The 25,767-nt window shown below is 39.4% G+C and carries 27 protein-coding genes; 14 read left to right on the plus strand and 13 right to left on the minus strand.

The window, feature by feature from the left end; genetic code table 11:
* Positions 1–44: 44 nt before the first annotated feature.
* The 3 genes from AC1M9L_RS11875 (at position 45) to AC1M9L_RS11885 (ending at position 4,108) form a co-directional block, all read left to right on the plus strand.
* Entirely contained in the window at positions 45–584 is a 540-nt protein-coding gene (locus AC1M9L_RS11875; protein WP_481592244.1) for a TetR/AcrR family transcriptional regulator, read from the plus strand.
* 499 nt (positions 585–1,083) lie between these two features.
* Positions 1,084–3,102, plus strand: coding sequence for a CocE/NonD family hydrolase (locus AC1M9L_RS11880; RefSeq protein WP_481592245.1), 2,019 nt, complete (start codon positions 1,084–1,086; stop codon positions 3,100–3,102).
* Between the two features lie 373 nt (positions 3,103–3,475).
* On the plus strand, positions 3,476–4,108 hold the full coding sequence (locus tag AC1M9L_RS11885) for a hypothetical protein (protein ID WP_481592246.1): 633 nt from the start codon (positions 3,476–3,478) through the stop codon (positions 4,106–4,108).
* Positions 4,109–4,217: 109 nt separating this feature from the next.
* On the opposite strand, the gene AC1M9L_RS11890 is transcribed toward AC1M9L_RS11885, so the two are convergent.
* From AC1M9L_RS11890 to AC1M9L_RS11900, 3 genes are all read right to left on the minus strand, one after another.
* A complete protein-coding gene (locus AC1M9L_RS11890) occupies positions 4,218–5,171 on the minus strand; it encodes a 2-hydroxyacid dehydrogenase (protein ID WP_481592247.1) in 954 nt (317 codons plus the stop codon).
* Positions 5,172–5,241: 70 nt separating this feature from the next.
* On the minus strand, positions 5,242–5,982 hold the full coding sequence (locus tag AC1M9L_RS11895; RefSeq protein ID WP_481592248.1) for a TetR/AcrR family transcriptional regulator: 741 nt from the start codon (positions 5,980–5,982) through the stop codon (positions 5,242–5,244).
* Positions 5,983–6,287: 305 nt separating this feature from the next.
* Positions 6,288–7,550 carry a hypothetical protein gene (locus tag AC1M9L_RS11900; protein WP_481592249.1) on the minus strand — a complete coding sequence of 421 codons (1,263 nt, stop codon included), beginning with the start codon at positions 7,548–7,550 and terminating at the stop codon, positions 6,288–6,290.
* Between the two features lie 121 nt (positions 7,551–7,671).
* On the opposite strand from AC1M9L_RS11900, the gene AC1M9L_RS11905 reads away from it, so the two are divergent.
* Positions 7,672–8,445 carry a class I SAM-dependent methyltransferase gene (locus AC1M9L_RS11905; protein WP_481592250.1) on the plus strand — a complete coding sequence of 258 codons (774 nt, stop codon included), beginning with the start codon at positions 7,672–7,674 and terminating at the stop codon, positions 8,443–8,445.
* Between the two features lie 53 nt (positions 8,446–8,498).
* Positions 8,499–9,074, plus strand: coding sequence for a hypothetical protein (locus AC1M9L_RS11910; RefSeq protein WP_481592251.1), 576 nt, complete (start codon positions 8,499–8,501; stop codon positions 9,072–9,074).
* Between the two features lie 49 nt (positions 9,075–9,123).
* Here the strand turns inward: AC1M9L_RS11910 and AC1M9L_RS11915 are convergent, their stop codons facing one another.
* Both AC1M9L_RS11915 and AC1M9L_RS11920 read right to left on the minus strand, forming a co-directional pair.
* A complete protein-coding gene (locus tag AC1M9L_RS11915; RefSeq protein ID WP_180028899.1) occupies positions 9,124–9,561 on the minus strand; it encodes a protease inhibitor I42 family protein in 438 nt (145 codons plus the stop codon).
* Between the two features lie 79 nt (positions 9,562–9,640).
* Entirely contained in the window at positions 9,641–10,207 is a 567-nt protein-coding gene (locus tag AC1M9L_RS11920; RefSeq protein ID WP_171076732.1) for a hypothetical protein, read from the minus strand.
* A 244-nt stretch (positions 10,208–10,451) separates the two neighbouring features.
* On the opposite strand from AC1M9L_RS11920, the gene AC1M9L_RS11925 reads away from it, so the two are divergent.
* Positions 10,452–11,084 carry a class I SAM-dependent methyltransferase gene (locus AC1M9L_RS11925; protein ID WP_481592252.1) on the plus strand — a complete coding sequence of 211 codons (633 nt, stop codon included), beginning with the start codon at positions 10,452–10,454 and terminating at the stop codon, positions 11,082–11,084.
* Between the two features lie 31 nt (positions 11,085–11,115).
* Here the strand turns inward: AC1M9L_RS11925 and AC1M9L_RS11930 are convergent, their stop codons facing one another.
* Entirely contained in the window at positions 11,116–11,583 is a 468-nt protein-coding gene (locus AC1M9L_RS11930; protein ID WP_481592253.1) for a Holliday junction resolvase-like protein, read from the minus strand.
* A 132-nt stretch (positions 11,584–11,715) separates the two neighbouring features.
* On the opposite strand from AC1M9L_RS11930, the gene AC1M9L_RS11935 reads away from it, so the two are divergent.
* The 4 genes from AC1M9L_RS11935 to AC1M9L_RS11950 all read left to right on the plus strand — a co-directional run bounded on the left by AC1M9L_RS11935 (position 11,716) and on the right by AC1M9L_RS11950 (position 14,854).
* Positions 11,716–12,360 carry a ParA family protein gene (locus tag AC1M9L_RS11935; RefSeq protein WP_481592254.1) on the plus strand — a complete coding sequence of 215 codons (645 nt, stop codon included), beginning with the start codon at positions 11,716–11,718 and terminating at the stop codon, positions 12,358–12,360.
* A gap of 126 nt (positions 12,361–12,486) precedes the next feature.
* The gene (locus tag AC1M9L_RS11940; protein WP_035264258.1) at positions 12,487–13,596 is read left to right on the plus strand and encodes an AI-2E family transporter; all 1,110 of its coding nucleotides are present in this window, start codon (positions 12,487–12,489) and stop codon (positions 13,594–13,596) included.
* A gap of 126 nt (positions 13,597–13,722) precedes the next feature.
* Complete coding sequence (gene sodC, locus AC1M9L_RS11945; protein WP_481592273.1) at positions 13,723–14,295, plus strand: superoxide dismutase [Cu-Zn] SodC; 573 nt, start codon at positions 13,723–13,725, stop codon at positions 14,293–14,295.
* Positions 14,296–14,563: 268 nt separating this feature from the next.
* Positions 14,564–14,854: a DUF3817 domain-containing protein gene (locus AC1M9L_RS11950; RefSeq protein WP_179998758.1), complete on the plus strand. Its 291-nt coding sequence runs from the start codon at positions 14,564–14,566 to the stop codon at positions 14,852–14,854.
* Positions 14,855–14,883: 29 nt separating this feature from the next.
* On the opposite strand, the gene craA is transcribed toward AC1M9L_RS11950, so the two are convergent.
* Both craA and AC1M9L_RS11960 read right to left on the minus strand, forming a co-directional pair.
* Positions 14,884–16,107, minus strand: a complete 1,224-nt coding sequence (gene craA, locus AC1M9L_RS11955) for a chloramphenicol efflux MFS transporter CraA (RefSeq protein ID WP_035264265.1) — start codon at positions 16,105–16,107, stop codon at positions 14,884–14,886.
* A gap of 170 nt (positions 16,108–16,277) precedes the next feature.
* Positions 16,278–17,159 carry a pirin family protein gene (locus AC1M9L_RS11960; protein ID WP_481592255.1) on the minus strand — a complete coding sequence of 294 codons (882 nt, stop codon included), beginning with the start codon at positions 17,157–17,159 and terminating at the stop codon, positions 16,278–16,280.
* A 305-nt stretch (positions 17,160–17,464) separates the two neighbouring features.
* Between AC1M9L_RS11960 and AC1M9L_RS11965 the strand changes: the two genes are divergently transcribed.
* The gene (locus AC1M9L_RS11965; RefSeq protein ID WP_051586500.1) at positions 17,465–18,193 is read left to right on the plus strand and encodes a YoaK family protein; all 729 of its coding nucleotides are present in this window, start codon (positions 17,465–17,467) and stop codon (positions 18,191–18,193) included.
* A 61-nt stretch (positions 18,194–18,254) separates the two neighbouring features.
* Here the strand turns inward: AC1M9L_RS11965 and AC1M9L_RS11970 are convergent, their stop codons facing one another.
* From AC1M9L_RS11970 to AC1M9L_RS11980, 3 genes are all read right to left on the minus strand, one after another.
* Entirely contained in the window at positions 18,255–18,614 is a 360-nt protein-coding gene (locus AC1M9L_RS11970) for a hypothetical protein (RefSeq protein WP_228133217.1), read from the minus strand.
* Positions 18,615–18,850: 236 nt separating this feature from the next.
* Positions 18,851–19,279, minus strand: a complete 429-nt coding sequence (locus AC1M9L_RS11975) for a hypothetical protein (RefSeq protein ID WP_481592256.1) — start codon at positions 19,277–19,279, stop codon at positions 18,851–18,853.
* Positions 19,280–19,356: 77 nt separating this feature from the next.
* The gene (locus AC1M9L_RS11980; RefSeq protein ID WP_180028909.1) at positions 19,357–20,766 is read right to left on the minus strand and encodes an FAD-binding oxidoreductase; all 1,410 of its coding nucleotides are present in this window, start codon (positions 20,764–20,766) and stop codon (positions 19,357–19,359) included.
* Between the two features lie 352 nt (positions 20,767–21,118).
* On the opposite strand from AC1M9L_RS11980, the gene serA reads away from it, so the two are divergent.
* The 3 genes from serA to AC1M9L_RS11995 all read left to right on the plus strand — a co-directional run bounded on the left by serA (position 21,119) and on the right by AC1M9L_RS11995 (position 24,348).
* On the plus strand, positions 21,119–22,351 hold the full coding sequence (serA, locus tag AC1M9L_RS11985) for a phosphoglycerate dehydrogenase (RefSeq protein WP_035264273.1): 1,233 nt from the start codon (positions 21,119–21,121) through the stop codon (positions 22,349–22,351).
* Between the two features lie 135 nt (positions 22,352–22,486).
* A complete protein-coding gene (locus tag AC1M9L_RS11990) occupies positions 22,487–23,356 on the plus strand; it encodes an EamA family transporter (RefSeq protein WP_481592257.1) in 870 nt (289 codons plus the stop codon).
* A gap of 113 nt (positions 23,357–23,469) precedes the next feature.
* Positions 23,470–24,348: an EamA family transporter gene (locus tag AC1M9L_RS11995; protein WP_035264278.1), complete on the plus strand. Its 879-nt coding sequence runs from the start codon at positions 23,470–23,472 to the stop codon at positions 24,346–24,348.
* A gap of 37 nt (positions 24,349–24,385) precedes the next feature.
* On the opposite strand, the gene AC1M9L_RS12000 is transcribed toward AC1M9L_RS11995, so the two are convergent.
* The gene (locus tag AC1M9L_RS12000; protein ID WP_035264279.1) at positions 24,386–24,844 is read right to left on the minus strand and encodes a hemerythrin domain-containing protein; all 459 of its coding nucleotides are present in this window, start codon (positions 24,842–24,844) and stop codon (positions 24,386–24,388) included.
* A gap of 148 nt (positions 24,845–24,992) precedes the next feature.
* A complete protein-coding gene (locus AC1M9L_RS12005; RefSeq protein ID WP_035264281.1) occupies positions 24,993–25,760 on the minus strand; it encodes a sulfite exporter TauE/SafE family protein in 768 nt (255 codons plus the stop codon).
* Between the last annotated feature and the right edge of the window lie 7 nt (positions 25,761–25,767).

Here is a 25,767-nt window from a genome sequence, read left to right on the forward strand (position 1 = left end):
AAATAGTACAGATCTGTACTATTTTTATTTTCAGGATTGCAAGGATGTCAAAATCAGCATTAAAAATTCTTGATACAGCAGAAAAACTATTTAACCAAAATAGCTTTGTTGGCGTAGGTGTAGACTTAATTCGAGATCAATCAGGGTGTTCGAAAACCACGATGTACACGTACTACAAAAATAAGATGCAGTTGGTTGAATCCGTTCTCAAAGCTCGTGATGAAAAATTTAAAGAGAGTTTGTTTCAATATATCGGCAAATCAGAAGGTCTTGCTGCAATAAACAAAATTTTTGATTGGCATATGCAGTGGTTTCAACAAGACTCCTTTAAAGGATGCTTATTCGTTAGAGCTGTTGCTGAATCGAACCAAGATGATAAATCTATAATCTCAGTTGCTCAAAATCATAAGCAATGGATAAAAGAATTAATATCAACACATTGCTTGAATATGGGCCGACAAGACTTATCCGAATTAATTTACACACTAATAGAAGGATTAATTAGCCGATTCTTGGTAGATGGATTTGATCCTCAACTTGGTGCTCTGATTAAGAAAAATATAAATCATCTATTCGAGCAATGACTTTGATTTACAGCTACGCATATTTTGCCTAAATCATTATTGCTTTAGATATCAGAGTAAAAAAATTTGATTAATCACGATTTTTTCATAAAGGTGAAAGTCTCACATAGCGCTGAGTTTCTGCATTTTCAATAAAAGCTCCTGATTGGCATAAATGCTCACAATTTATAATTTTCTTTAGAAATCAGATAGAAGAAATATCTTCTAAATTATGATTAATTTATACACAATTGTATTTTTTAAACCGACCCAATCAACATTTTTTATATTAAAAATAAAACACTTAATCAAAACATCATTACCAATCCGACAAACAACAAGACCCAAACTTGTTAGTTAAACTAAACAGTGATACAACATTGAGGCCTGATCTGAATTATCTTTTTTGATCAGATTAGGAGACATAAAAATAAAATGAATGGAACGATTTGGCTTTATGCATATTTCATTCTTCACTCAAGCACGACTACAAAAATGAAAAACAAAAAGGAATTATGTAATGAAATTGCTAAATTCTTTCTATGCTGCTGTTGGCATCGGTGTCACGATACTTGCGACCACCATCGGCATAGCAAATAAAACAATTAATCCAACACCAAATGTGACACCAGACTTAAGCTATTTAAGTCCTCAACCCGACCCCGTGATCTCCCCAGATGTCACGCTCCCAGGTACTCCCGTTGCATTAAAAAACACCCGACTCGGAACTAGACAATCTCCGAGTCAACCTCAAGTCCCATTACTTTCCAATGCCAATGCTCAATGGCAATTGTATGATCGACCTGCTGAATATCCTAAGTCGGTGACCTTGCCAGCACAATGGATTACTATGCGTGATGGAACGCGAATCGCCACTTATGTCACGCTCCCTGCGGATGAGTCAGGTCGTCCTATCAATGCAAAATTCCCTGTGATTGTTATTCAAACCGCTTATAGTGCAGGGGTTGCAGGTAAGGTTTCAGCAATAGCAGGTGGTGCAGACCCTGAAATGGTGAAACGTGGCTACGCAACAGTCGTTGCAGATGTTCGTGGAACAGGTAACTCTACAGGTAAGTGGGAAGCTTTTGGCAAAGTCGAACAACAAGATGCTTATGAAATTATTGACTGGTCAAGTAAACAAAGCTTCTCTGATGGAAATGTCGGCTTATATGGTGTTTCTTATTTAGGAATCACGGCGATGCTGGGTGCAGCGACACAACATCCAGCAATCAAGGCAGCGTTCCCAATCGTACCTATGGGTGATGCGTACCGCGATATTCTTTTCAATGGTGGGCAGCTAAATACGAACTTCATTCCACTTTGGATGAGTTTGATTACACTGTTGGGTACTTTACCGATTGATACCTTGGTGCAAGATCCGATTACTGGAAAACTGACCGCACTCGATAAAATTATTAACAGTACAGAGTTCCAAATACCGCTTTTTGCCAATGCTCTAAAAGGCAAAGCTGATGCCTTTGATAATGACTTTTGGCAAGAAAGATCGCTGTTAGAACAAGCCAATAATATTAAAGTTCCGACTTTTATTGTCGGGGGAACACGTGATTTGTTCCAACGCAGTGAACCGCTTTGGCATGAAGCATTAAAAGGTCATACCACAGTAAAAACCTTTATTGGACCTTGGGCACACATTCAAGCCGCACAACTTTTCCCAAGTTTGCCTAAAGGTAATGTACCGCGTTTAGACAAAATGCAACTTCAATGGTTTGATCAATATTTAAAAGGCATCAACACTGGCGCTGAAACTCTACCTAATGTCACACAATGGGTGCACGGTTATGAAGATTATGTCGTCAGTACAGATTGGCCGCATGTAGCATTAGAACCTGATCGTTTATTCTTAAATACACGTGGAAACCTTGCAAAAGATCGACCAACGTCAAGCTCTGGTGAAAACTACTTATTACAAGCACCAACTTTCGGTTTATGCTCAAGTACCGTTGAACAAGTTCTCATTGGTGCAACGTCTATCCTACCGTTCCCATGTCTGGAAAATAGCAACTTAGCGAATATTCCTGCTTCGGTCTTTAACTCAGTACCTTTAACTGAAGACTATTATTTAAATGGGCCGATGCAAGCTGACTTGTGGATTTCATCCAGCTCTAAAGACAGTGGTTTAGTCGTACGTGTATCCGATGTGGACCCAAGAACGGGCAATGCTAAAACATTAAGCACGGGTATTATCACAGCGTCCATGCGTAAAGTTGACGAATCACGTTCTCGTTATATCAAAGGACAAATGATTCAACCTTGGCATACATTTAAAGCATCTGATATTCAACTTTTGGACAAAAACAAGCCAGTCTTGGTCAATGTTGAGATTCCAGCAACTGCTGCGCTTATTCCTAAAGGACATCGTATTCAAATTTCGGTGGTTTCCAGTGATGTATGGAAAGGCGTTGCCCCATTACCAAGTTTAACTTCATCGCTTTTGGGATCGATTTCGATCTATTCGAATTCACAATACCCATCAAGCGTGGTTTTACCAAAAGTCCCGACTCAATATCTGAAGCATTAATTTTTAGATTTCTTATAAACAGCGTCTGAGCATGAATCCATGCTCAGACTTTTTTATGTTGAATATATTGGTTTGATCAACACCTGTCTTAGAATCGGAGGATAAACTTTACTTTTAATTTTATTGTCCACGATCCAATGCACACAATGTAGTGTTGTATCCTAAAAGCCTTTAAGCGATGCAAGATGAATAAAAATTGTAGCTTTAGTCATTAAAACTGCCGAAGCACAACGTTACGGATACATTTCAACATTGAAACAGCCCCATCGCTCATGTAGTTTGCTTGGAAACTGATAAAAAATTCAAAAGTTTTGTACAGATGAGGCGATTGAGTCACAGCGCCACCCATACAGAACTGAGAAGAGGATCCTTCATGAACATAATGAAAACGATGCTGGTAAGTTGCATTACGCTATGCTCAGCAACTACATTTGCTCAAGACTCTACTTTAACAGGCAACAATCCTGCTTACGGTGACAATCCAAATTTAGCCAAAGTACTTGCAGTCAAAGCACAAGAGACTTTGCAAAATACAGCCAACACCGTTGATGATGCGACCAAGCGTGGTATTGCTAAAATCAAACCATCCGTCGATTCAGCTTGGCAAAACACCAAAGAATTCACCAATGAAAAAGCGATTGCATTACATGACGGTGCTCGTCAAGGCGTGGATACAACTGTTAAATCTGTGCAGCATGCTAAACAGAACCTCGTCGGTGCAGGTGGTGTTCCCATCGAAAGAGGCAGTTTGAGTCAACCCAACCCAACGACAGCACCTGCTGTCATAGCCTCCCCGGCTCCAACTACTGCATCGGTCGCTTTACCCGTTCAAGAAAATTCAGTCAACCTTGAAATTGCGCAATCAGCCAACACCACGCTAGCAAGTCAAACTCAAGCACCTGAAGCAGAACCGACCATTCAGCGTCAAAGTGTTGCTTTACCTAATAGTGGAGCTACCACCTCTAGTCCAGCTGTAGATGACAGTGATGCAGGTGTCCCACGTTAAACCCTGTCGTTTTATTCAAACCTAAGTGGAGTTTATTTATTAGGTTGAGTTTATTTATATCTTCAAGAAAAAAGGTGCTTCTCACAGCACCTTTTTTTATTGCTTAACTTCAGTTGACTTGACGGATCGGCTGACCCGCTTTAAATGCAGCTGCGTTTTCCTGTACTTGTTGCACAATGCGTTGACGTGCTTCAACGCTTCCCCATGCACTGTGTGGTGTAATAATGAGATTAGGGATATCCAAATTCAATAACACATTGCCTTGCTGAGGCGGTTCTATACTCAATACATCAGTCGCTGCCCCTGCGATTCTCCGATTGATTAGTGCTTCCGCCAATGCTTGTTCATTCACAATGCCACCACGGGCACAATTAATTAAATATGCACTTTCTTTCATTAGACTGAATGCTTCTGCATCAATTAAGTCGCGTGTTGTTTCAGTTAATGGACAATGTAAGCTAATAAAGTCTGATTGACGCAGCAAGCTTTCTAAACTGACACGATCAGCGGCTGCAGGTCGTCCTGGTAAATGAGCCACAATCACCTTCATACCAAAGGCTTCAGCCAATTTCGCTACTGCTTGACCAAGTTCACCATAGCCCAAAATCCCTAAGGTCTTACCATTCAATTCAGCAATGGGGAAATCTAATAAACAGAATTGTGATGCTTTATTCCATTCACCCGCACGAACTGCACGATCATATTGAATAAAAGACGTTGCCAAGTTGAGCATCAACATCATGGTATGTTGAGCTACAGCGGCAGTACCATATGCCTGACAGTTACATACCACAATGTTTTGTGCTTTTGCTTGGATTAAATCGACATTATTGGTGCCTGTGGCCGAAATTAAAATTAATTTAAGCTGCGGTCGTTTTTGCATCATGTCTGCCGTAATCACCACTTTATTGGTCACCACCACATCTACATCCGCAATGCGTTCAAGCACTTGATCTGGATCAGTGCGCTCAAAGAATGTTACCTCATCAAAGACTTGATACCACCCCGAAAAATCTAAATCATTCTGATCGAGAGAGAATTGATCCAAAAAAACAGCTTTCACGTTGAACCTCAGCAATATTGATCTGCATTTCGACTGCAAGATTTTCATGATAATTCAACTGATTGTAAGCTTAATTGTAGGTCAACAATAGCTGATTTGACTGGTTTTTTGTCTCAGATTGCGTCGTTGCTGCACGCTGTGCTTTTAGGGAAAATTGATCTTCTTTTAGTGCATTTAAATATGCAGTCGCCAAACGATACGCCTCTTCACAAATACGTTCAGAAATCCGATCTTCTGTGTAATAACCATGTTTCATACAAGTAAAGATCATTTCAATAATGATCAACATACTGTCAGGTTGTTGCGGTAAATAATCATCTACCCGAATTGCTTTAAGTGCATCTCTTAAATCTTGACTGAACTGTTTGAGTTCCATTTGATGACGTAAATACACTTGTCGGTTCAGTGGACCTGACAATATTAATAATCGTGCCACAGCAGATTCATTATAAAACTTGGCAGTGGTTTCAATCACAGCTGCAGCCACCATTCGACCATAAGCCGCCATACTTTCGTGCGGATGTTCGCGTATGACGTTTAAACCAGCTTCCTTGAGCAAGCTTACTAGTTTCTGCAAATGCAACTGTGCCATATGATGCAACAGATCATATTTTGTCGGAAAGAACTGATAAATACTCGCTCTTGGAATGTTTGAAGCATTGGCAATTTCAGGAATTGAAATTGACTCTAAGCCCATTTTAACTAAAAGTTTTTCAGCGGTTTGAATCACCTGCATAACACGACGATGTGTACGCGATTGTTTTGGAGGATTCATTCCTGTTTCATTTTTTGCAATTTTCTTTTTATTCATTTGTCCCACCTAAATTCCATTTATATGGGTTTTTTTGTGCTCAAGTAGACACGTGAAAGATGCATGAATATTCCGATATTCATGAATACATCATCATTTGAATCATTCAAATTCGTTATATATTGCCTGATCTTAGCAACGAAACAGAGTCATTCCGTCGCTTTCGTTACAAAATAAACACGGGTAAATTTTAAACAATATCACTTTTTATGACAGATTGAGACCTATCACACACTCTATCTTTTTTACTTAAAGATAAAAAAAGCGCCGAAGCGCTTTGATCAATAACTATGAAAAATTCAGCCTTACTCCACTGAAAATTTTTCTGCTTCACCAACAGTATCTGATTCAAAAATACAGTTTCCTAACTCATCGCAGTGCATATAGAGATGCTTATAACTGATGCTAAAGAAACCTTCGCCCTTTTTCACAATCAAAGGGCTCATATCCGCACTGAGCGCATCATCCATTTTGATCAATTTGGTGACACGGCGATCATTCATACAAATGAGATAGTGCTGTTTTTTAATTTCAATCTGGGCCAATCCAGTACTTTCCACATGTAATGGAATAATATATTTACCATTAATATCAATCACATGTTGTTCATAGCTTTCTAGTTTTTGGGTGATCACGTTAAAGACCAACACTTTGCCAAAGCTGTCATGAAGTTGTGTTTTATTTTCAAACGGCAAATGAATCGAAATACCGAGCTTTTGTAGATCTTGTTCATCTACTCGTTTGTTGGTCAGTAAAATACGGGTAATCGTCTGTTTAAGACTGGCATCAAAAAAGCTACTGTCTAGTTGTAGATCGATGGTTTTTAAAATATTACCTAATGCTTCATTGTGGGTGCCAAGCAGATGTGCGATCACGCTTCGATAGTAAAATTTACTGTTCTTTTTAACTGCTCGAATCTGGCGATAAAAGTAGGTTACATCAAATTCATGTTCAATAAAATCATGCAATAACGCAGAATTTGCTAATACAGCAACCGCATCATGGCCCGTATAAGGTAAATGAAGTGTATTGAGTTGAGGAATAAGTGGCTTAATCTTTTCATAGTGCTCGCGATCCAGATCAAAGTAAGGATCATAAACCACGATATATTCTGCATCGGACGCAATATCTGTCGCGTCAATTTGCATGTCAGCATTGACCTTAGGATCGTAAAAATCAGTATAACGGCGGTCTTCAATTTCAGCAGGATTAATTGAATATTGTGGCACCATAGAGACCACACGTGCTGCGCCCAATAGCTTACTGTACTTAATCGCTGCGTAGCCGCCCATAGAACCACCATAAGCCACGACACGCTGAAATTGATTCAACAAAGGTGATATTTGCTCGATTAAAGCGTGCATGCTCTGTGATGGGAACCATGACTTTTGTTTTGGCATGATACCTATGACATTGTAGTCATATTTGGCTAAGGATTTTTCAGCATTAATGGCATTGCCTTTGGCACGACTGATCAAGTCACCAAAAGAGAGAACCAATGTTTCTGTTGTTCCTTTTAAATAAATTGCTCTGATGTGTTCGTCTTCAAATACTATTTGCTTATCCATTGCAATTCCAAAAAAGGGTTCTCATCATCTGGTTTGCAAAATGAATCAATCGTTCACTTGCTTACATCACATTGTCGGTGTCATATTTTATAGATACTGTTCAGATTAAAAAGCGCAAAATATGACACATTCACTTCATCCTGCTGCTGAAAATGGGTTTAGTTCTGCGGCTGAACTTTATCAACAAGTCCGACCAAATTATCCACAGGCTATCGTCACGTGGTTGAAAGATGAGTTGAATATTCATCCTGATGCAGTTGCGATTGACTTAGGTTCAGGGACAGGAAAATTCCTGCACTATCTAAAACAAGTCACCTCGAACATAATCGCCGTTGAACCGATTCCAGCAATGCTCGAACAATTGAAAATAGTACATCCTGAGGTGAAGACACTACAAGCATCAAGCCATCAAATTGCGCAATCAACGCATAGTGTTGATGCTATTTTATGCGCACAGTCATTTCATTGGTTTGCTGGACGCCAAACATTGCAAGAAATTCATCGCCTTCTTAAACCTCAAGGACATTTAGGTCTAGTCTGGAACCAACGAGATATCTCAGTGGATTGGGTCAAAGCATTGGCGGATTACATCGAACCTTTTGAGTCCGATACGCCACGCTTTCACAGCAACCAATGGCAAAATGTATTTCAGCAGCAAGAATTATTTGAATTCCAAAGTTTAAGCACCTTCACTCAGCATCAAGTCGGCAGTGTTGAACAGGTCATCAGCAAACGACTCTTATCTACCAGTTTTATTGCGGCAATGTCAGCGGCAGACCAAGCAAAAATGAAGACAGCATTTGAATCGATCGTATTTGAACATACGGGACTCATGCTCCATGATGAAGTTTCCTTTCCTTATATCACTTATGCCTATCACTATCGTGCGCGATAAACTAAACTTAATCTCGATCATTCATTAAAAAAACCAACAGAGGATTGACTCTCATGACGGCAAATCTTCACCCTATTCGACTTTCGATATTTGCACTCTGCTTGAGTATGCCTTTCATGCTCATTGGATGCCAAAAAACAGAACAAAACCCTCAGACCGAACAAAAAGAATCCGTTGATCCATCTGTTGAATTGAAAACACAAATTGAAGCACAGCCGATCAAATCGTTTGAATCCACTCCAAATGACGCACATGACGTTGCTTTGCTGAATCAATATGATCAAAGTTTTGAGCAATTAAGTGATGAGCTAGACGCAGAACTTCAGCAATTAAAAGCAGATGGCAATTTAAATGCGGATATGGAGTTTCAGCGTAAACGAGATCTCATTCAGTCCTCCCTCAATATGTTGAAAGAATTAGATCTTAAGACGGAACAAGGTAGATATATTCAAGGCTTATTTTATCAATACTGGGAAAATCAGATTGAGGTCTATCAAGAGCTCGAACAGTCTCCCGAAGATGAGCTTCGAAATCCTAAAGATGCAATTCGAAATATGAGTGATTATTATACTGCGAAAGCCCAACTCCAACATTGGAGTCAAAATACTAGTGTCACGAAAGAACAATAGCGTACATAGTAAAAGTACAGCACAATTTTAGAAACAGTCTTCTGCCTGCTTAAGAAATACGTACTCGACATTGCCACGATGTTGGGGCATCTGTTTGAGTACGGTCTTGAGCAACTTCCCAAGGTCGCACATACGCCAATTCAATGAGTTCCTGACCAGGCTTTAGCGCAGTCAGCTTCACTGTCTTTTCACCTCCAACGCCTACCATCGCTTTTGATTTTTCAGTCGCCAAATATTGTTCTTCAACTTTAAAGAGATGAAGCGGTTGCATAATTTGCCATTGATAACCCGTACTTGGATTTTCTGCTGCATTAAATTCTAAGGTTTCACCCACTTTCATCACCAATAGTGCAGGACAATTTTGCTGATCAGTATAGTGATGGGACTCCGCTTGCACTTCAGAGACTGGGTTTTGACATGCGGCAAGACTACTCCCGAGTACGCCAATACATAAACTTATCCATAAGGATGTCTTGCCAACGCTCATGATCCACACTCTCTCATTTCTCTAATGATGAAGACTTTGAGCTGAAAGTCATTTCAAACTCATCAATCTCAAATCCTGTTTAAATATTGCGCTTTTCTAACCATTCAATTGATTCGACGCGAATTAATTTGCATGCACCATCGCCGATACCATTCCAATCCAAAGCTGACTTCCACACCAAATCTTTGGCATTAATTTGCACCAATTCCCCTTCTAAGCGCACCAGATCACCGCGTTGAACTTTCTTAATCTCTTTCGCAATTTCTGGATTAGCCGGGATAATGTGCATGTTACTCACCAACTGTGTTGCTAAGCGTGGGTGAATCGGTGGTTTTGCCATTTTCCAATTTAAGTAGCGGTCATACTGATTAATCGAAATTTGTCGTGCAATTTCAGGTTCTGTGAAAATACCGCGGGTCACGGCATAGTCGATGGGTGAAAATTGGGCTTGCGGATCATCGGTATATTCTTTTGAACCAAGAATACGAAATTCCCCTTCAAAAGGTTCCAGTACCGAAATTTTTTGATCTGCCGAAGCTGGGGGCAAACCATTGGCAATATTAAAGTCGCTCGACTTCACACTGGCAGAGCTATAAGCCGAAACACCACCAAGGGCGATACATAATGCGAGAACTAACTTTTTCAACAGACATCCATCCTTCTTGCTAAGTATCAAAAACAACCCAACCGCAGCACATACATCTACTCTGGACAACATCCGACTGAATTGTATTTAACCTACATCTATATGATCTATCTTAGAACTTCATTCTGAAAAGGAAATTGATGAACAGTAACAATCTATCGTGATTTAGTCACAATTTTGTCTACTGTTAAAAGTGTATTCAACGTGTAAAATAATCAAATAATGGAAGATGTTAAGAACAAAAATGATCTACAAATTTTATCAGCAACGAGTATTCCCTCATATTCTGAATCAAGTCATGCAGTTACCAAGTATGATGGATAGCAGACGCCGTCTTCTGCTTCCGATTCAAGGTGAGGTATTAGAAATTGGTTTTGGTACAGGAATTAACCTGCCATTTTATCAAGCTGTGGACAGTCTCTATGCGCTTGAACCGAGTTTAGATGTATACAAATTAGCTGAACAGCGTATTCAAGATGCACCGTTCCATGTGGAACATGTTCATGCTAAAGCGGAAAATTTACCTTTTGAAGATCAATCTATTCAACATGTCGTCAGCACATGGACATTGTGTAGTGTGAGTCATGTTCAACAAGTTCTACATGAAATTAAACGTGTATTACGTATCGGTGGCACTTTGCATTTGGTTGAACATGTCGCTTACGATGCACAACAGCAAAAGAGTTTAAAGCGTCTTCAAGATATTTTAACGCCAGTACAGAAAGTGATTGCTGATGGTTGTCATTTGAACAGAAATATCGAGCAAGCACTGCTTGATGCTGGCTTTGAGATTTCTGAACTCGATTATTTCGAAGCAGAAGAAGTGCCCAAAGTAGGTCGTCGCATGATGCTTGCTCGCGCGACTAAAACCAACTGATCACTTCTAAGTAGTGGATTATTGATCCAAGCTAGTCTTGAAAGTCGATACGGATCGTCTCAAAACGCACACGCCCTTCGGCAATTGCATTCGCAATTGCCATCTGACCTTTGGTGAGCCGTGCTCCACCACTTTTAATATCAATCAATACAACTTCAATATCTTCTGCTGCGCCATCACCATCACGGAAATCTGTATATCCATCAAATACTACATAGTCGACAGGATCACCTAAGAATTTAGCATCACTGGGTAAATATTGAAATTCTGGCATAATCGGTGCTAATTGTTCAGCCATTTTACCTTTCAGTACCGCACGACTGGTATTTACACTGCGTTTTTGAGCAGCAGCTAATGCGTGTTGATGCTCAAGTTCAAGCTCTGCAATATATTGTTCATATTCTGCTTTGATACGGCCATTGCGGGTTGAGCTCAACATCATTGTGGTGATTACCACGCCAATACAGGCGCCTATTAACATTGCCATCCAAATGGACATTGACGTTCTCTATGACTTGTTATGCGGACAATTTAAACAAGAACTAAACTTTTGTCATGTATGCGCGTTTTGGCTGATTTTAATGCTAAGCTAAGATCAGACCTTATTTGAAGCATGTATAATTTTAAACTCATGAAAACGATACTGATTGCCAACCAAAAAGGTGGCTGTGGAAAAACAATTTCTGCGATTACACTGGCCACAGCACTCGCACAGAAAGGTTATAAAGTTGCATTGGCGGATGCGGACAATCAAAAATCTGCATTGCAATGGTTAAAGCAGCGCCCAAAATCAGCAACACACATTCAAAGTTTAGATTGGCGCCATGAAAAATCGATTGGTGATGCACCGAAGAATCTTGATTATCTGATTATTGATGCTCCAGGTGCATTAACAGGCGAACACGCAGAACAATTAATTGCAGAATGTCATGCAGTGGTCACACCTCTGCAACCTTCTTTTTTTGATATCGACAGCACGCGTCGTTTCTTAAAACACATTCATGACATTAAACGTATTCGGAAAGGTAAAGTTCAAGTTCATTTGGTGGCAAATCGTGTCAAACCAAATAGTCAGAGTGCTCAAGAGATCCAACAGTTCTTTGCCAAGATTGAACAACAACCTGTTGCTTGGATTTCTGAACGAACAGCTTATGGTCAATTAGCGATGCAGGGTCTCAATATTTTTGATAAAAATCAAAAAACTTATTTATCAATACAACAACAATGGCAACCCTTGTTAGATGTTTTAATTGATGATCCAAGTGATTGGTTCTAAATAAAGAATACAGATTGTCATCGCACTTTTTTCTCATTTTCATATATGATGTTAAATGCATACTCGAAATGAATCAGATGTGCGGCAGATACGTTTGAAAATCAAGAATATAGATCAGAGACTTTAGTGCAAGATTTTAATCCAACTTTACAGCGTGTACTTTTATTTGGCTTGTTTTTTATTCTGCTTTATTTGGGATATGACATTGTCAAATACTTTATCGTACCTGTGTTATGGGCTTGTATTATCGCCTATATGACTTGGCCTTTATACAAACGTATTCTCGCTTGGTGTGGTAATCGACCTACATTGGGTGCGTCTGTTATGACGTTCTTATTGGCACTCGTTGTCGGTTTACCGTTCACCTTTGCTATCTTCTTACTTCAACATGAAGGCCGAAACTTATTCTTTGATTTACAGCGCCAACTGGCTTCTGGTCATATCACCGTTCCTGACGTGATACGTGAGTTACCCATTGTAGGTAAAGAAGTTTCTCGAATTGTACGTGACATCAATGCCGACCCAAATGCACTTTTTAGTAATATTAGTGTATGGATTCAAGGACATCTAAATTACGGTAAATTCGTGATTAGCGAAATTACCAAAAATTTAGTCAAACTTGGTTTTGCCATGCTCTCTCTCTTTTTCTTTTACCGTGATGGACAAACGATTGTTCAACAGGTCAGTAAAGCGATGGAGAAAGTCATTGGTCCACGTATCCAACATTATATCGACACGATCTCTGAAACAACGCGTGCAGTGGTATATGGTGTTGGTTTGACTGCCGTTGCACAGTCGATATTGGCAGGAATCAGCTATTACGTTGCTGGTGTTCCAAATCCAATGCTTTTAACCATTATGACCTTTATCATGGCGCTAATTCCTTTTGGTCCTCCAGTGGCATATGGTGCTGTTTCACTGTGGTTATTTTCACAAGGTCAGACCGTTGAGGCGATTGGCGTAATGGCTTGGGGCGTTTGTGTGGTGAGTACAGCCGATAATGTCATTCGTCCTTTGGTCATTTCAGGTGCTACTCAAATTCCGTTCTTATTGATCATGTTTGGTGTATTGGGTGGTTTAGCGAGCTTTGGTTTAGTTGGACTCTTTATTGGTCCTGTAATTCTCGCCATTCTTTTAGCCATTTGGCGTGAATGGTTACATGAAACACTGGAACCAGAACCCGTGCCTAAAGCCACGATGGCCTACGATCAAGACAATGAAACACCACTCTCATAAGTGGTGTTTTATTTTTACTGATAAGAAATCTATACAATCAAATACTTAAATCGTTCTTGTTGCTAAATGCCAAATTTGTTTCAATGCGTTATCACTTACATGGAACAAGGATAGAACAGCATGCAAATGCAATCGAAAGTTTCAGCATTCAAAGTTTCTATGCTCAGTGCATTGCTGAGTTTAGGCTTTGTGGGATGTGCAGCAACGCAAAATAAATCTGCATCCAAAGAATCCAACTCTAAAATCCAAACCATTCCTGTAAATGTGGTGAGTGCTCAAGGAGTTCATGATCAAATTGGAACGATTAGCTTCCAAGATGGTGACAAAGGTCTTGTGATCACAACGGACTTAACTAAATTATCACCTGGATATCACGGGTTCCATATCCATGAAAAAGGCTCATGTGAACCTGCTGAAAAAGATGGCAAAATGGGTGCTGCGCTTGCCGCTGGTGGACATTATAATCCAAATCAAGCGCCTGGGCATGGTACGCCAAACGATGGTCATCTAGGTGACTTACCAGTGTTAAATGTTGACGCGTCAGGTAATGCAAAAACACAAGTGATTGCACCACGTCTCACACTTGCAGACATTCAAGGTCTATCCATCATGGTACATGCAGGTGGTGACAATTATTCAGACCAACCTAAACCACTAGGTGGTGGGGGTGATCGTGTAGCATGTGGTGTTATACGCTAAGCTACACTCAAGACTCATCAAAGGATTAAGCTCTAGCTTAGTCCTTTTATTATTTCGCTGATGATCTATAAAATGTTGTGAGTATCACTTCATATTCATCTTTATAGACATGATTGACATATTAGCTTATTTTTAAATCTACTATCATAAAAAACGATTATTATAAATTATATTTCCCTTAAACAATGCGATCTAGTCCACATAGATTCTAACTTTGCTATAACAACGATTAGGTAAAATAGGATGTCTTCTTTTGTGGGGTTTGAGAATGAATATTAAGTCCTTACGTATTATTGGTTTACTTGAAGGGATTTCATTCCTACTACTGCTCTTTTTTGCCATGCCAATGAAATATATGTTAGATCAGCCTATTTATGTGAAATATATTGGCATGGGACATGGCGTTCTATTTGTGCTGTTTTTAGTCGTATTATTTGTGGTATGCGAGAAGCAAAAGTGGTCTATCAATGTATTTATTCTTGGGCTGATAGCTTCCGTTCTACCCTTTGCCCCTTTTATTTTTGATCGTAAACTCAAACATCTCGAACAAATACAATGATTAAAAAATCCTCCACAAGGAGGATTTTTTTATGCTGAAGTGGCTCTTTCTTGCATGATCTGATGAACAATTTTTCTTGGAGCACTAAACCACAGTGCAATAAGGATAAAACAAGCCAATGCATATGCCATCGTGCCATAGGATTCATACATAATGCGTACAATTTCGATCACAACAAAGAATGCAATCATCATAATCATGCCTACTGCGGCAGCAACAGTTCCTTTAGATACCTCAGAAGCATCTAAACTGAAACGATAAAGCACAGAAAAACTACAGCCCTCACCAAAACTGATTAAGGTCATGCCGATAATTAAGCACCATAACAAATAATCCTGCCAAATCGCACCTGCCAAAACAATAAGCGTTCCAACTAACATCAACGGCAATGCAACTACCACGGTCTTTCCTACTGCATAGCGATCAATAACACGAATCAGGACAATATTTCCAATAATTAAACCACCCAATACAGGCACCTGTGCATAGCCATATTGCATATTGGTCAGACCGAGCTGTTCGACCAAAATTACAGGTGACATAGCGATCCACAAAATCAGTGGAATTGAGACCATGGGTACTGACAAAGCCAAGCCCATAAATTTTTTATTTTTAAAAATGGCTTTGAAATCATCCCATACATAACTTAATGGTTGCTTTGGAATACTCAAATGCTGCTCAGGCATTTTTGCTTTAAGACCAAACCAACTTAAGGCTGCTAAAAAGGCAATCCCAATGAAACCCCAATGCCAAGACACATGGTCTATCATAAATGCGCCGAGCACAGGACCAAGTAATGGTGCGATCAATGAAATATTCGCCATTAAAGCCATGACTTTAATCGCATCTCTTTCTTCAAAAATTTCTTGGATGGCAGCATAACCCACAGCTGAAATAATGGTCAGCCCAATCCCTTGTAAAAAACGAAATGCAAGAAATTGCTCTATAGACTGGGTGAATAAAATGAGCAAACAGCAGACTACAAAAAAGAAAACACCTCCAAGGAGTACTTTTTTACGACCTAAGCGATCTGATAACGGTCCTAAAAACCACGCCAAAGATGCTCCACCCAATAAAAAGAAAGACATGGATGATGGCGCCCACTCACTGCCTACACCAAACTCACGTGTAATCGTAAGCATCGCAGGTTGTACAAGATCATTACAGATATAGACTGAAAATTCGAAGAGCACCAATGCCAAAGGAAACATAATTGTTGCCCGACTTAAGGTTGCTTTACTCACCTTTTGCATGTTTTTTTCACATGTTTGAATATTTTTTGGAAGCGTAGTTTACGTGAAATGCATCACAATGCCATGACAAAGTTTTGCGTTTTTGTAACCCTGAACTACGAAACAAAGTCTGAAAATTAAACGAAAATTTAGCCTTTATCGTAAATCAATTTCTCACCCAAACATTGACATCATTTGGCATCAATTGCATGACTTTTCAAAAAAGTACCATGCTTCATTTCCTCAATCGCTTCAACAATCTCATCTTGCGTATTCATGACATAAAAACCACGCCCGACTAAAGGCTCGTTCAGCGGCTGCCCCATGAGATATAAAATTTTGCTATCAGACAATGTGGTGAATTCAACATTTTCACCATGACTTGAAAACACCGCCATTCCCTGATCAGTCAGTAATTCATCATCTGTACCAAATTCAACTTTACCACGGCGCATATACATCAGTGTGGTATCCAAATGTCCTGCTGGTAATGTGAGTGTGTGACCTCCTTTTAAATCCAAATCCAAAACCAGCAAAGGACTATGGACTAATGCTGGTCCTTTCACTTGCATAAAGGCTCCAGCAATGACACGCGCAGTACCCGCATCATGAGCTAACTCTACAACCGGGATATTAGATTTGAGTAAGCTTTGATAACGCGGATTCGATTTTTTTGCAATTGCTGGCAAATTCACCCACAGCTGAATCATTTCAAATCGTCCACCTTCTCGGGAAAATGACTCACTAAATTTTTCTTTATGAATAATGCCTGATGCAGCAGTCATCCACTGTACATCACCTTTCTGAATAACACCTCCACCACCTTGCGAATCCCAATGCTCTAACTCACCTTCATACACGAATGTGACTGTCTCAAAACCACGGTGCGGATGCTCTTCAACACCTTTACGCAGTTGAGAGGGTTTCAATATACCGGGACCAATATGATCGAGAAGTAAAAATGGGGATACTGTATTTCCGAGTTCATAGTGTGAAAAAACAGACACGACCGGATTAAAGTCTCCAACTGAAAAATGACTGTCGTTACGATGGATAAAAGCGAGTGTTTTCATTTTTTATCTTATTTATTGAATGACTTTAGTTTAATGCGGTTTTAGATTTCCCTCTACGTTAATTTTATGATGCTTTCAGTTGTGTTTTATCAATTGAAATATTTTTGTCATCAAAATTTGATGCAATTTGAAACATATAAAATGTTAGAAATCATCTAATCTGAACATTCACCACTGATCAATATGAAACTTTTAATTACTTAATGTTCATGTGGATTAATTCCACAAAGCAAAGGATCTGCAGACTCGATAAAACACTTGTTTTGTCGATGTAATCTCTCAGTACACCTTGAGCTTTTAGAACTATGTCAAAATGCTACATACCAATTAAAAATCGCTGGCGACATCATCATGAAGCTTCGATTCTATCGCTCGTCGGTGGTTGGCTAAATACCGTTGGATTTATTTCATTATTTGGCATTTATACCAATCATGTTACTGGCTATATCGTGACTGCAGGCAAAGAAACGATCTTGGGAGGATTAGGACTGTGGGCTCTTTTTATTGGCATTTTCGTAGTTACGATTGGTATTACTGCGTGGTGTGAACAACGTTGGAAAGACAAGTATCCGAACATCTTACTGGGGTTCTTTATTGCAGAGACAATACTGTTAACGCTCTTCATGCTGGCGGGACTTAATTTCAGCCCCTTTTATACTTTGGCTGAATTTGGCGCAATACTTACCGCAACATTGGGCATTGCTGCAATGGGAATTCGAAATGCCATTATCCGAACATTACTATCTACAATGGCTACCTCAACCTTAATGACGGGCAATCTTGCTCAACTAACCATTGATTTTACTATTGCTTATGGGGCGCCTCATGTATCAGAAGAACGCAAACAAGTTGCCAAACAAAATATTCTAAAAATCTTACCGACTATTTTATCCTTCAGTTCAGGTGCAATATTAGGTGCGATTACTTATATGTTGTTTGGCTTCTTATGTATGATTTTTCCCATTTTAGCGATGGGCTATATTTGCTATCGTGAGTGGCGCTTCTCGTCTACTCATCCTTATTCGACTCAATAGTGCATGCAATAAAAAAGGCATAACTCACTATGCCTTTTTAAACCGAATTTCTGGTCTGATGTCATGGACAAAGCGCAGTTTGGAAAGATTTTGTATTTTTTCCTCGCACACATTTGTATTCCGTTTTCTTATTAACTTGCTGCCATTTACCATCGTTCAATTTAAAACTATAGATAAAGCGCTCGGCAGCAATTGAGTCATCCATCAAGCCTGTTTGTGTCACTTTGACTTCGGCTACGGTCGGTGCTTCGGCACGATTAAAATACTGACGTAATTCAACAGTCGCAAGCTCATTGCGTAATTCAGGATGTAGCTTCAAGACTTGCTCTAAAGGAGTGTCATTCCCATGTACTTTAGAAATAACATTTTTCGTAGTAGCACACCCCGTGAGCATCATACTAACTAGACCAACTGTGGTCATTATTTTCATCATCATTGTTTTACTCAGTTCGCCATTGATCTTTTACATATGATGTTCTGAACTGTTGTGACAAAAAAGAACAGATATGTATGTTATTTTTTCTAAAGCTCATTAAAAATGATTAATAGAACGAGAAATACGAATAAAAAATGCAGCATATTGATGCTACATTTTTGAATTTAAACAGTTCAAATGACGCTCGTAACAATTTTATGGAAAATTTCGAAAGTAAATTTTTAAGGGCATAATTTATTATGAAAGTTTGTAGTATCTGGTCCACGACCACATTTCCAAGTTTCATCTTTTGATATTTCTTTCCACTCACTATTGATGTATTCAAATTGGTAAGTTTCACGTTGTGCAGAAACAGAGTCATCCGCTAGTCCACCATAGGTGACAGTTACTTTTGCATGAGATTTTCCAGATTCAGGTGTATCGAATTCCTGTTGTAAATCTACTGTTCTCATATCTTCAAAGCTTTGAATTTTCCGATACACTTGATCTAAAGGAGAGTTTTGAACAGAATTGGCATTTTGTTTCGACGTTTCTACTTGACCAGCTTCAGAATTATGATTTTTAGTATTGATCTCATTCGACTGTTTTTGACCTATACATCCATTAAGTGAAAGTGCAATTGCACTTAGAAAAATTATTCTTTTTAACATTAAAATTTCTCATGAAATAAAAAAACAGCATGACAAGCATGCTGTTTTTTAGACCTTATTTATAGATAGATTTTGTTTCACAAATCAAATAATTTACCTGGATTCATAATCCCATTTGGATCAAATACTTGTTTGAGCGCTTTCATATATTCAATTTCTTCAGCTGAACGTGTGTACTCAAGATATGGCTTCTTCGTCATACCTACACCATGTTCCGCAGAAATTGAACCATCATACTTTTTCACAGTATCAAATACATACTTGTTCACCACCTGACATTTCGCAAAGAATTCATCTTTGGTTAAATTTTCAGGCTTTAAGATATTTAAGTGCAAGTTACCATCGCCAATATGACCAAACCAGCAGATTTCAAAGTCAGGATAATTGTCAGCAACAATTGCATCAATTTCTTTAATGAATGCAGGTACGTGTGTGATGAGCACTGAAATATCATTTTTGTATGGGATAAATGGTGCGATTGACTCAGAAATATCTTCACGCAGACGCCATAAGCTTTCTACTTGGTCTAAGCTTTGACTAAGCACGCCATCAAGTACCCAACCTTGTTCCATACAATGCTCAAAGATTTCCATTGCCTTGTCCATAATTGGCTCAAATGGCGCTTCAAACTCAAGCAATACATAAAATGGGCATTCGGTTTCAAATGGACGTTGCACGTGACCATTTGCCAATACTTTTTGCATCGCAAGTTCACCGAAGAACTCGAACGCAGTTAAATCAATTTTCGCTTGGAACGCGTGAAGAACTGGCATCACTGCATCAAAGTCAGGTACACCGAGCACCATCACTTGCAGATCTTGTGGTTGACGCTCAAGTTTAATTTCCGCTTCAGTCACTAAACCTAAAGTACCTTCACCACCAATAAATAAGTGTTGCAACGCATAACCTGTCGCATTCTTGATCATGCCTTTGTTTAAACGCAGCACATCACCTTTACCAGTGACCACAGTCAGACCGAGTACCCAGTTACGTGTCATACCGTATTTAATGACTTTAATACCACCTGCATTAGTACCGATGTTACCGCCGATTTGTGATGAACCAGCTGAAGCGAAATCAACTGGATAATACATACCTTGTTCTTCAGCATAGTTCTGAAGTTGTTCAGTGACCACACCTGCTTGTACACGTACCATACGGTCTGCTGGGAAGAATTCCAAAATTTGGTTCATCTTATCCATGCTGACCACGATTTCACCGTTGGCAGCGACAGCACCTGCAGAAAGACCAGTACGACCACCTGATGGTGTCACAGCAACATTAAATTGGTTTGCTAGTTTCACAATTGCCTGAACTTGTTCAGTCGTCGAAGGAAAAACGATGACTGATGGGTTTGGATCAAAATGTTTAGTGTGATCGCGTCCCCAATTTTGTAGGCTGTCCGCATCAGTTTTGATACGGTTTTCACCAACAATTGACGTTAATTGAGTCAATAACTCTGGGGTTAAAGCAACTGGAGCATTCATCGTTTGCAGACCTAGCAAGAAAGATACAAGTTGTAGATTGCTTAAAAAACAAACCTTTAATCAAGATTTTAAAAGCGTATTTGTTAAGCGAATGTGAAGAAAATATCACCACGACTAGATGAGTCAATTTCACGATTGTGCATTATAAAGCATTTTCCCATGAAACCCCGATAAAATCAGACATTTTGCGAATGTTACTTAGATATGATGCAGTTAATTCAACCGCAGTTTGTCTGATAAGGACTATATCTTGCAAAAATATCCATAGCTCAAGTCATAAAGGAAATGTATATAGCACGCTCACGTATGCTATCATACTGCCACTAAATTTGGCCTTTGTAGCGGAGCCGTAATGAGCCAACATCTCTCTTTGCCTAAAGATAAAATTCGTTTCCTATTGTTAGAAGGCGTTCACCAAAACGCAATCGACACTTTGAATGCTGCTGGATACACCAACATCGACTATCGTAAAACTGCGCTTGAAGGTGAAGCGCTGAAAGAAGCGATTAAAGATGCTCACTTCATCGGTATTCGTTCGCGCACACAATTAACTGAAGAAGTTTTTGAAGCTGCGAATAAATTGATCGCGGTCGGTTGTTTCTGTATTGGTACAAACCAAGTGAACTTGAATGCTGCGATGAGCCGTGGTATTCCAGTGTTCAACGCACCATACTCAAATACTCGTTCTGTTGCTGAACTTGTATTAGCTGAAGCTATTCTTCTCCTTCGTCGTGTACCTGAAAAATCTACAGATACACATGCAGGTGGTTGGAACAAATCTGCAGTAGGTTCATTTGAAACACGTGGTAAAACTTTAGGTATTGTGGGTTACGGTTCAATTGGTTCACAACTTTCTGTACTTGCTGAAAGCATGGGTATGAAAGTGATTTACTTTGATACAGTAACAAAATTACCTTTAGGTAATGCTCGCCAAGTTGGCTCAATGGGCGAACTTCTTGCAAATGCTGATGTTGTATCACTACACGTGCCAGATGTTCCTTCTACACGTAATTTCATGACCAAAGAGCAATTTGCTCAGATGAAACAAGGTTCAATCTTCATCAATGCTGCACGTGGTACATGTGTAGTAATTGAAGATTTAGCTGATGCTCTGAAATCAGGTCATTTGGCTGGTGCTGCTGTTGACGTATTCCCGAAAGAGCCTAAAGCGAACGGTGAAGAGTTTATCTCTCCACTACGTAATATCCCGAACGTGATTTTAACACCGCACGTGGGTGGTTCTACGATGGAAGCTCAAGCAAACATCGGTCTAGAAGTTGCAGAGAAATTCGTTGCTTACTCTGACAAAGGTATGACATTGTCAGCAGTTAACTTCCCTGAAATTGCGCTTCCATTGACTGAAGGTAAACACCGTTTACTTCACATTCACAAAAACATTCCAGGCGTGTTGTCTAAAATTAACAACCTGTTTGCTGAACACGGCATTAACATCTCAGGTCAGTCTCTTATGACCAAAGGTGATGTGGGTTATTTAGTCATGGACGTTGATGCTACAGCTTCTGCTGAAGCACTTGATACACTTCATAACGTAGAAGGTACAATCCGCGCTCGCGTATTGTTCTAATCTCTAATACGTTTGGAAAACCACAGCTTTTTCGAGCTGTGGTTTTTTTATGGTGTTTCATCTGAGTTGACGTAGGCTCCGCCAACTTAGATGAAAGATATCCCTTTCTAATCTAACCACCATACGTTTAAAACCATGTCTTTGTTAAAAATAAACCCGCAGTTACAAGCACTCGGTTTGTTATTGATCGCCATGATCAGTCTACAAAGTAGTGGTTCATTAGCAAAAGTTTTATTTGAACAATTCCCGATCATTACTGTGTCAGCTCTACGTCTGACATTTAGTGCTGTGATTTTGGCGCTTATTTTTCAAGTTTGGAAAATTCAATTTAAACAAATTAAATGGACAGCCATTGTCAGTTATGGTGTCGCATTAGCTGGCATGAATATGTTGTTCTATCTTGCCATTGATCGTCTTCCACTCGGTTTAGCAGTTTCATTTGAATTTATTGGTCCACTCAGTGTGGCCTTATATTATGCGCGTCAAAAGTTTGATTTTATTTGGGTTAGTTTGGCCATTATTGGACTGATCCTTTTATTTCCCTTTGACAAAGCCAAACAACCTTTGGATTTACTTGGTGTATTTTTTGCGTTGGCAGCTGGCGCATGTTGGGCACTTTATATTATTGCTGGTCAGCGGCCTTCGGGAGTTTCAGGTAATCACACCGTATGTTTAGGCATGTTTGTTGGAAGTATCATTCTCATGCCGATCGCCCTCAGTATCGGCTTGCCAGCAAGCGTATTTGAAATTAATCATCTAATGTTATTCATCACTTTAGCGATACTCGCCAGTGCTTTACCCTTTACTTTAGAAATGATTGCACTACGAAATCTAACAGCATTAAGTTTCGGTACCCTGATGAGTATTGAACCAGCTGTTGCCGCATTATCTGGGTTTGTATTTTTGGGTGAGCAATTGTTATGGAATCAATGGCTAGCATTGTTTACCATCATTTGTGCCTCAATTGGCTGCACCTATACCACTCAACACGCCAAACAAGAATGATCTCATACTTAATTTAAACTACATTTTCCATGATGGATTTAAGCACTGTGGTCATCATAATAATGTTAAAATTTGAGCAGTCTCACTCTTTTTAATTCGGCTTCGTTTTCCCAATGCCAAATGCTCAACTCACTGCCGTGCTGTTCATGGTCTTATCCATGATCGCCTATCAAATTAGTGCATCCTTCGCAAAGCAGCTTTTTGAAGTTTTAGATCCATTTACTGTGGTCACTTTACGTCTATGCTTTGCATCAATTATGGTTGTATTGATGTTCCGTTCATGGAAAATTCTTCGTCGCCTTCCTTACTTAAAATGGAAAGATCTTCTCTTTTATAGTGGTTCAGTCGCTTTGATGAATGTCTTGTTTTATGCATCATTAGGAAAACTACCACAAGGGATTGCAGTAGGACTTGAGTTCTTAGGCCCACTCACGTTGGCTTTACTGTCAATCCAACATCGAAGTGATTACATTTGGGTCATCCTGGCAATTTTCGGTGTAGCACTGATGGTGCCTTGGCAAGATGCCAATGCGACTAACTTTTCATATCTTGGGGCTGCTATGGCCATTGGTGCAGGCATTTGTTGGGCATTCTATATTTATTTTGGACAGAAAGTCGTTCGGCAGAATATCGGCATGCATGCTCTCAGTATTGCAATCGTCCTCTCAGCATTGACCTTATTGCCGATCAGTATGGTTTATAATCCATCCGCATTAGTTCAATTTGAATATTGGCCACAAGCCATCGTCATTGCGCTTTTGGCTACTGCTATTCCCTATGCATTGGATTTATTGGCATTAAAGAATTTAAGTAAAATGTCTTATGGAACGCTATCAAGTTTGTCACCAGCATTAGGTGCATTGACAGGTTGGTTACTGTTGAATGAACACATTACCTTATTACAAGCCGTTGCTTTGGGTTGTATTATGATTGCATCAATTGGTGTTACTTATCGCGCTGCTAGAATGAAATCACATGGCATAGAAACATAAAAAAAGATGGCACATGCCATCTTTTTTTATCATGGGGTTAAACCAAGCTGTCTTTATCTAATTTCTTATATTTCTTATATTCAGTTTGATATTTTTTAGCCAAACTCTCCTTTTGTTTATCCTCTAGAATTTTTCCTGCTTGCTGAAAAAAGCCATGCTCTTCTTCTTCAAGATGATGATGCACGGTTTCTGACAATTTTTTCGCGATGGCTAACCATCCTGGATTACTGAATTCAGTTTCGGTGAGTTGCTCAAGTAATTCGTCCATTTCATGATGTTCAGCTAATGCATGACGCGTAATATTCAAACCTGAATCGGTCATCATCAGTGGAATATAGAAGTATCGATCTTCTGCCACTGCATGAGCAAACAATTCATTTTTTAGCTGCTCAAATAATGTTCGGCGTTCTGGCGTGTCCCCTGAAGTTTGAACCAGCTTCTCAGCAAGTTCACGTTGAACATCATGACTTTCACGTAAAGCTTCAAAAATATTCATCTTGTTATCCTGTCTTATAAATATGATTTGAAAAAAGAAAAACTTGAATGATCTTCAAAACACTCAACTTACTATAAGAGCTTAGGCGATAACTTAGAGATAGGTTTAAGAAGCGATTTGTATAAAAAAGTTTAATGTTGAGAATGGTTTACATTAAGAACATCTGATAACTTAATCGAACAATTAAAATAGATAGTAGAATTAAAAACAGAATACGAATAAAACCGCTACCGTATTTAAGCGCCAACTTCACCCCGACAATCGAGCCGATCATATTAGCGACAGCCATCATGGCACCTACTGCAAATAAAATGTGGCCTGCAGGAATAAAGAATGTAAGAGCGGCTAAATTGGTCATCACATTACCAATCTTGGCCAAAGCTGCTGCATGCAAAAAATCGACTTGTAAATATCGAATAAAATAAAAAATAAAAAAACTTCCCGTTCCCGGACCGAATAATCCGTCATAAAACCCAATCGCCAAACTTCCTATTCCAGCCAAGATCAGAATTTTAGTGTTTACCGTTTGTGCAATCTGAACCTGTCCAAACTCCTTCTTTGACAATGTGTAAATTGCCATCACAATCAGCATCACCAAGACAAAGGGCTGCAAGATTGATTTCGGAATCATAGAAACACTGGCAGCTCCCGCAAAAGAACTGATGGCAGCACATATCGCCACCACCAGTAATAACTTCCATTCAAACTTAACTTTTTTAGCGAAAGTCCACGCGGATGTTGCTGTTCCAACAACCGCAGCTAGCTTATTGGTGCCAAATAATGTTGCTGGCGCCATATGAGGAAAAGCACTCATCAATGCTGGAATCTGAATGAGACCACCACCACCGACTGCTGCATCAATCGCGCCTGCGCAAAATGCAAAAAAAATCAGGCTGAGGATGATGTCTAATTCCATAATTGAG

This window comes from Acinetobacter sp. ANC_7511 (assembly GCF_056779975.1).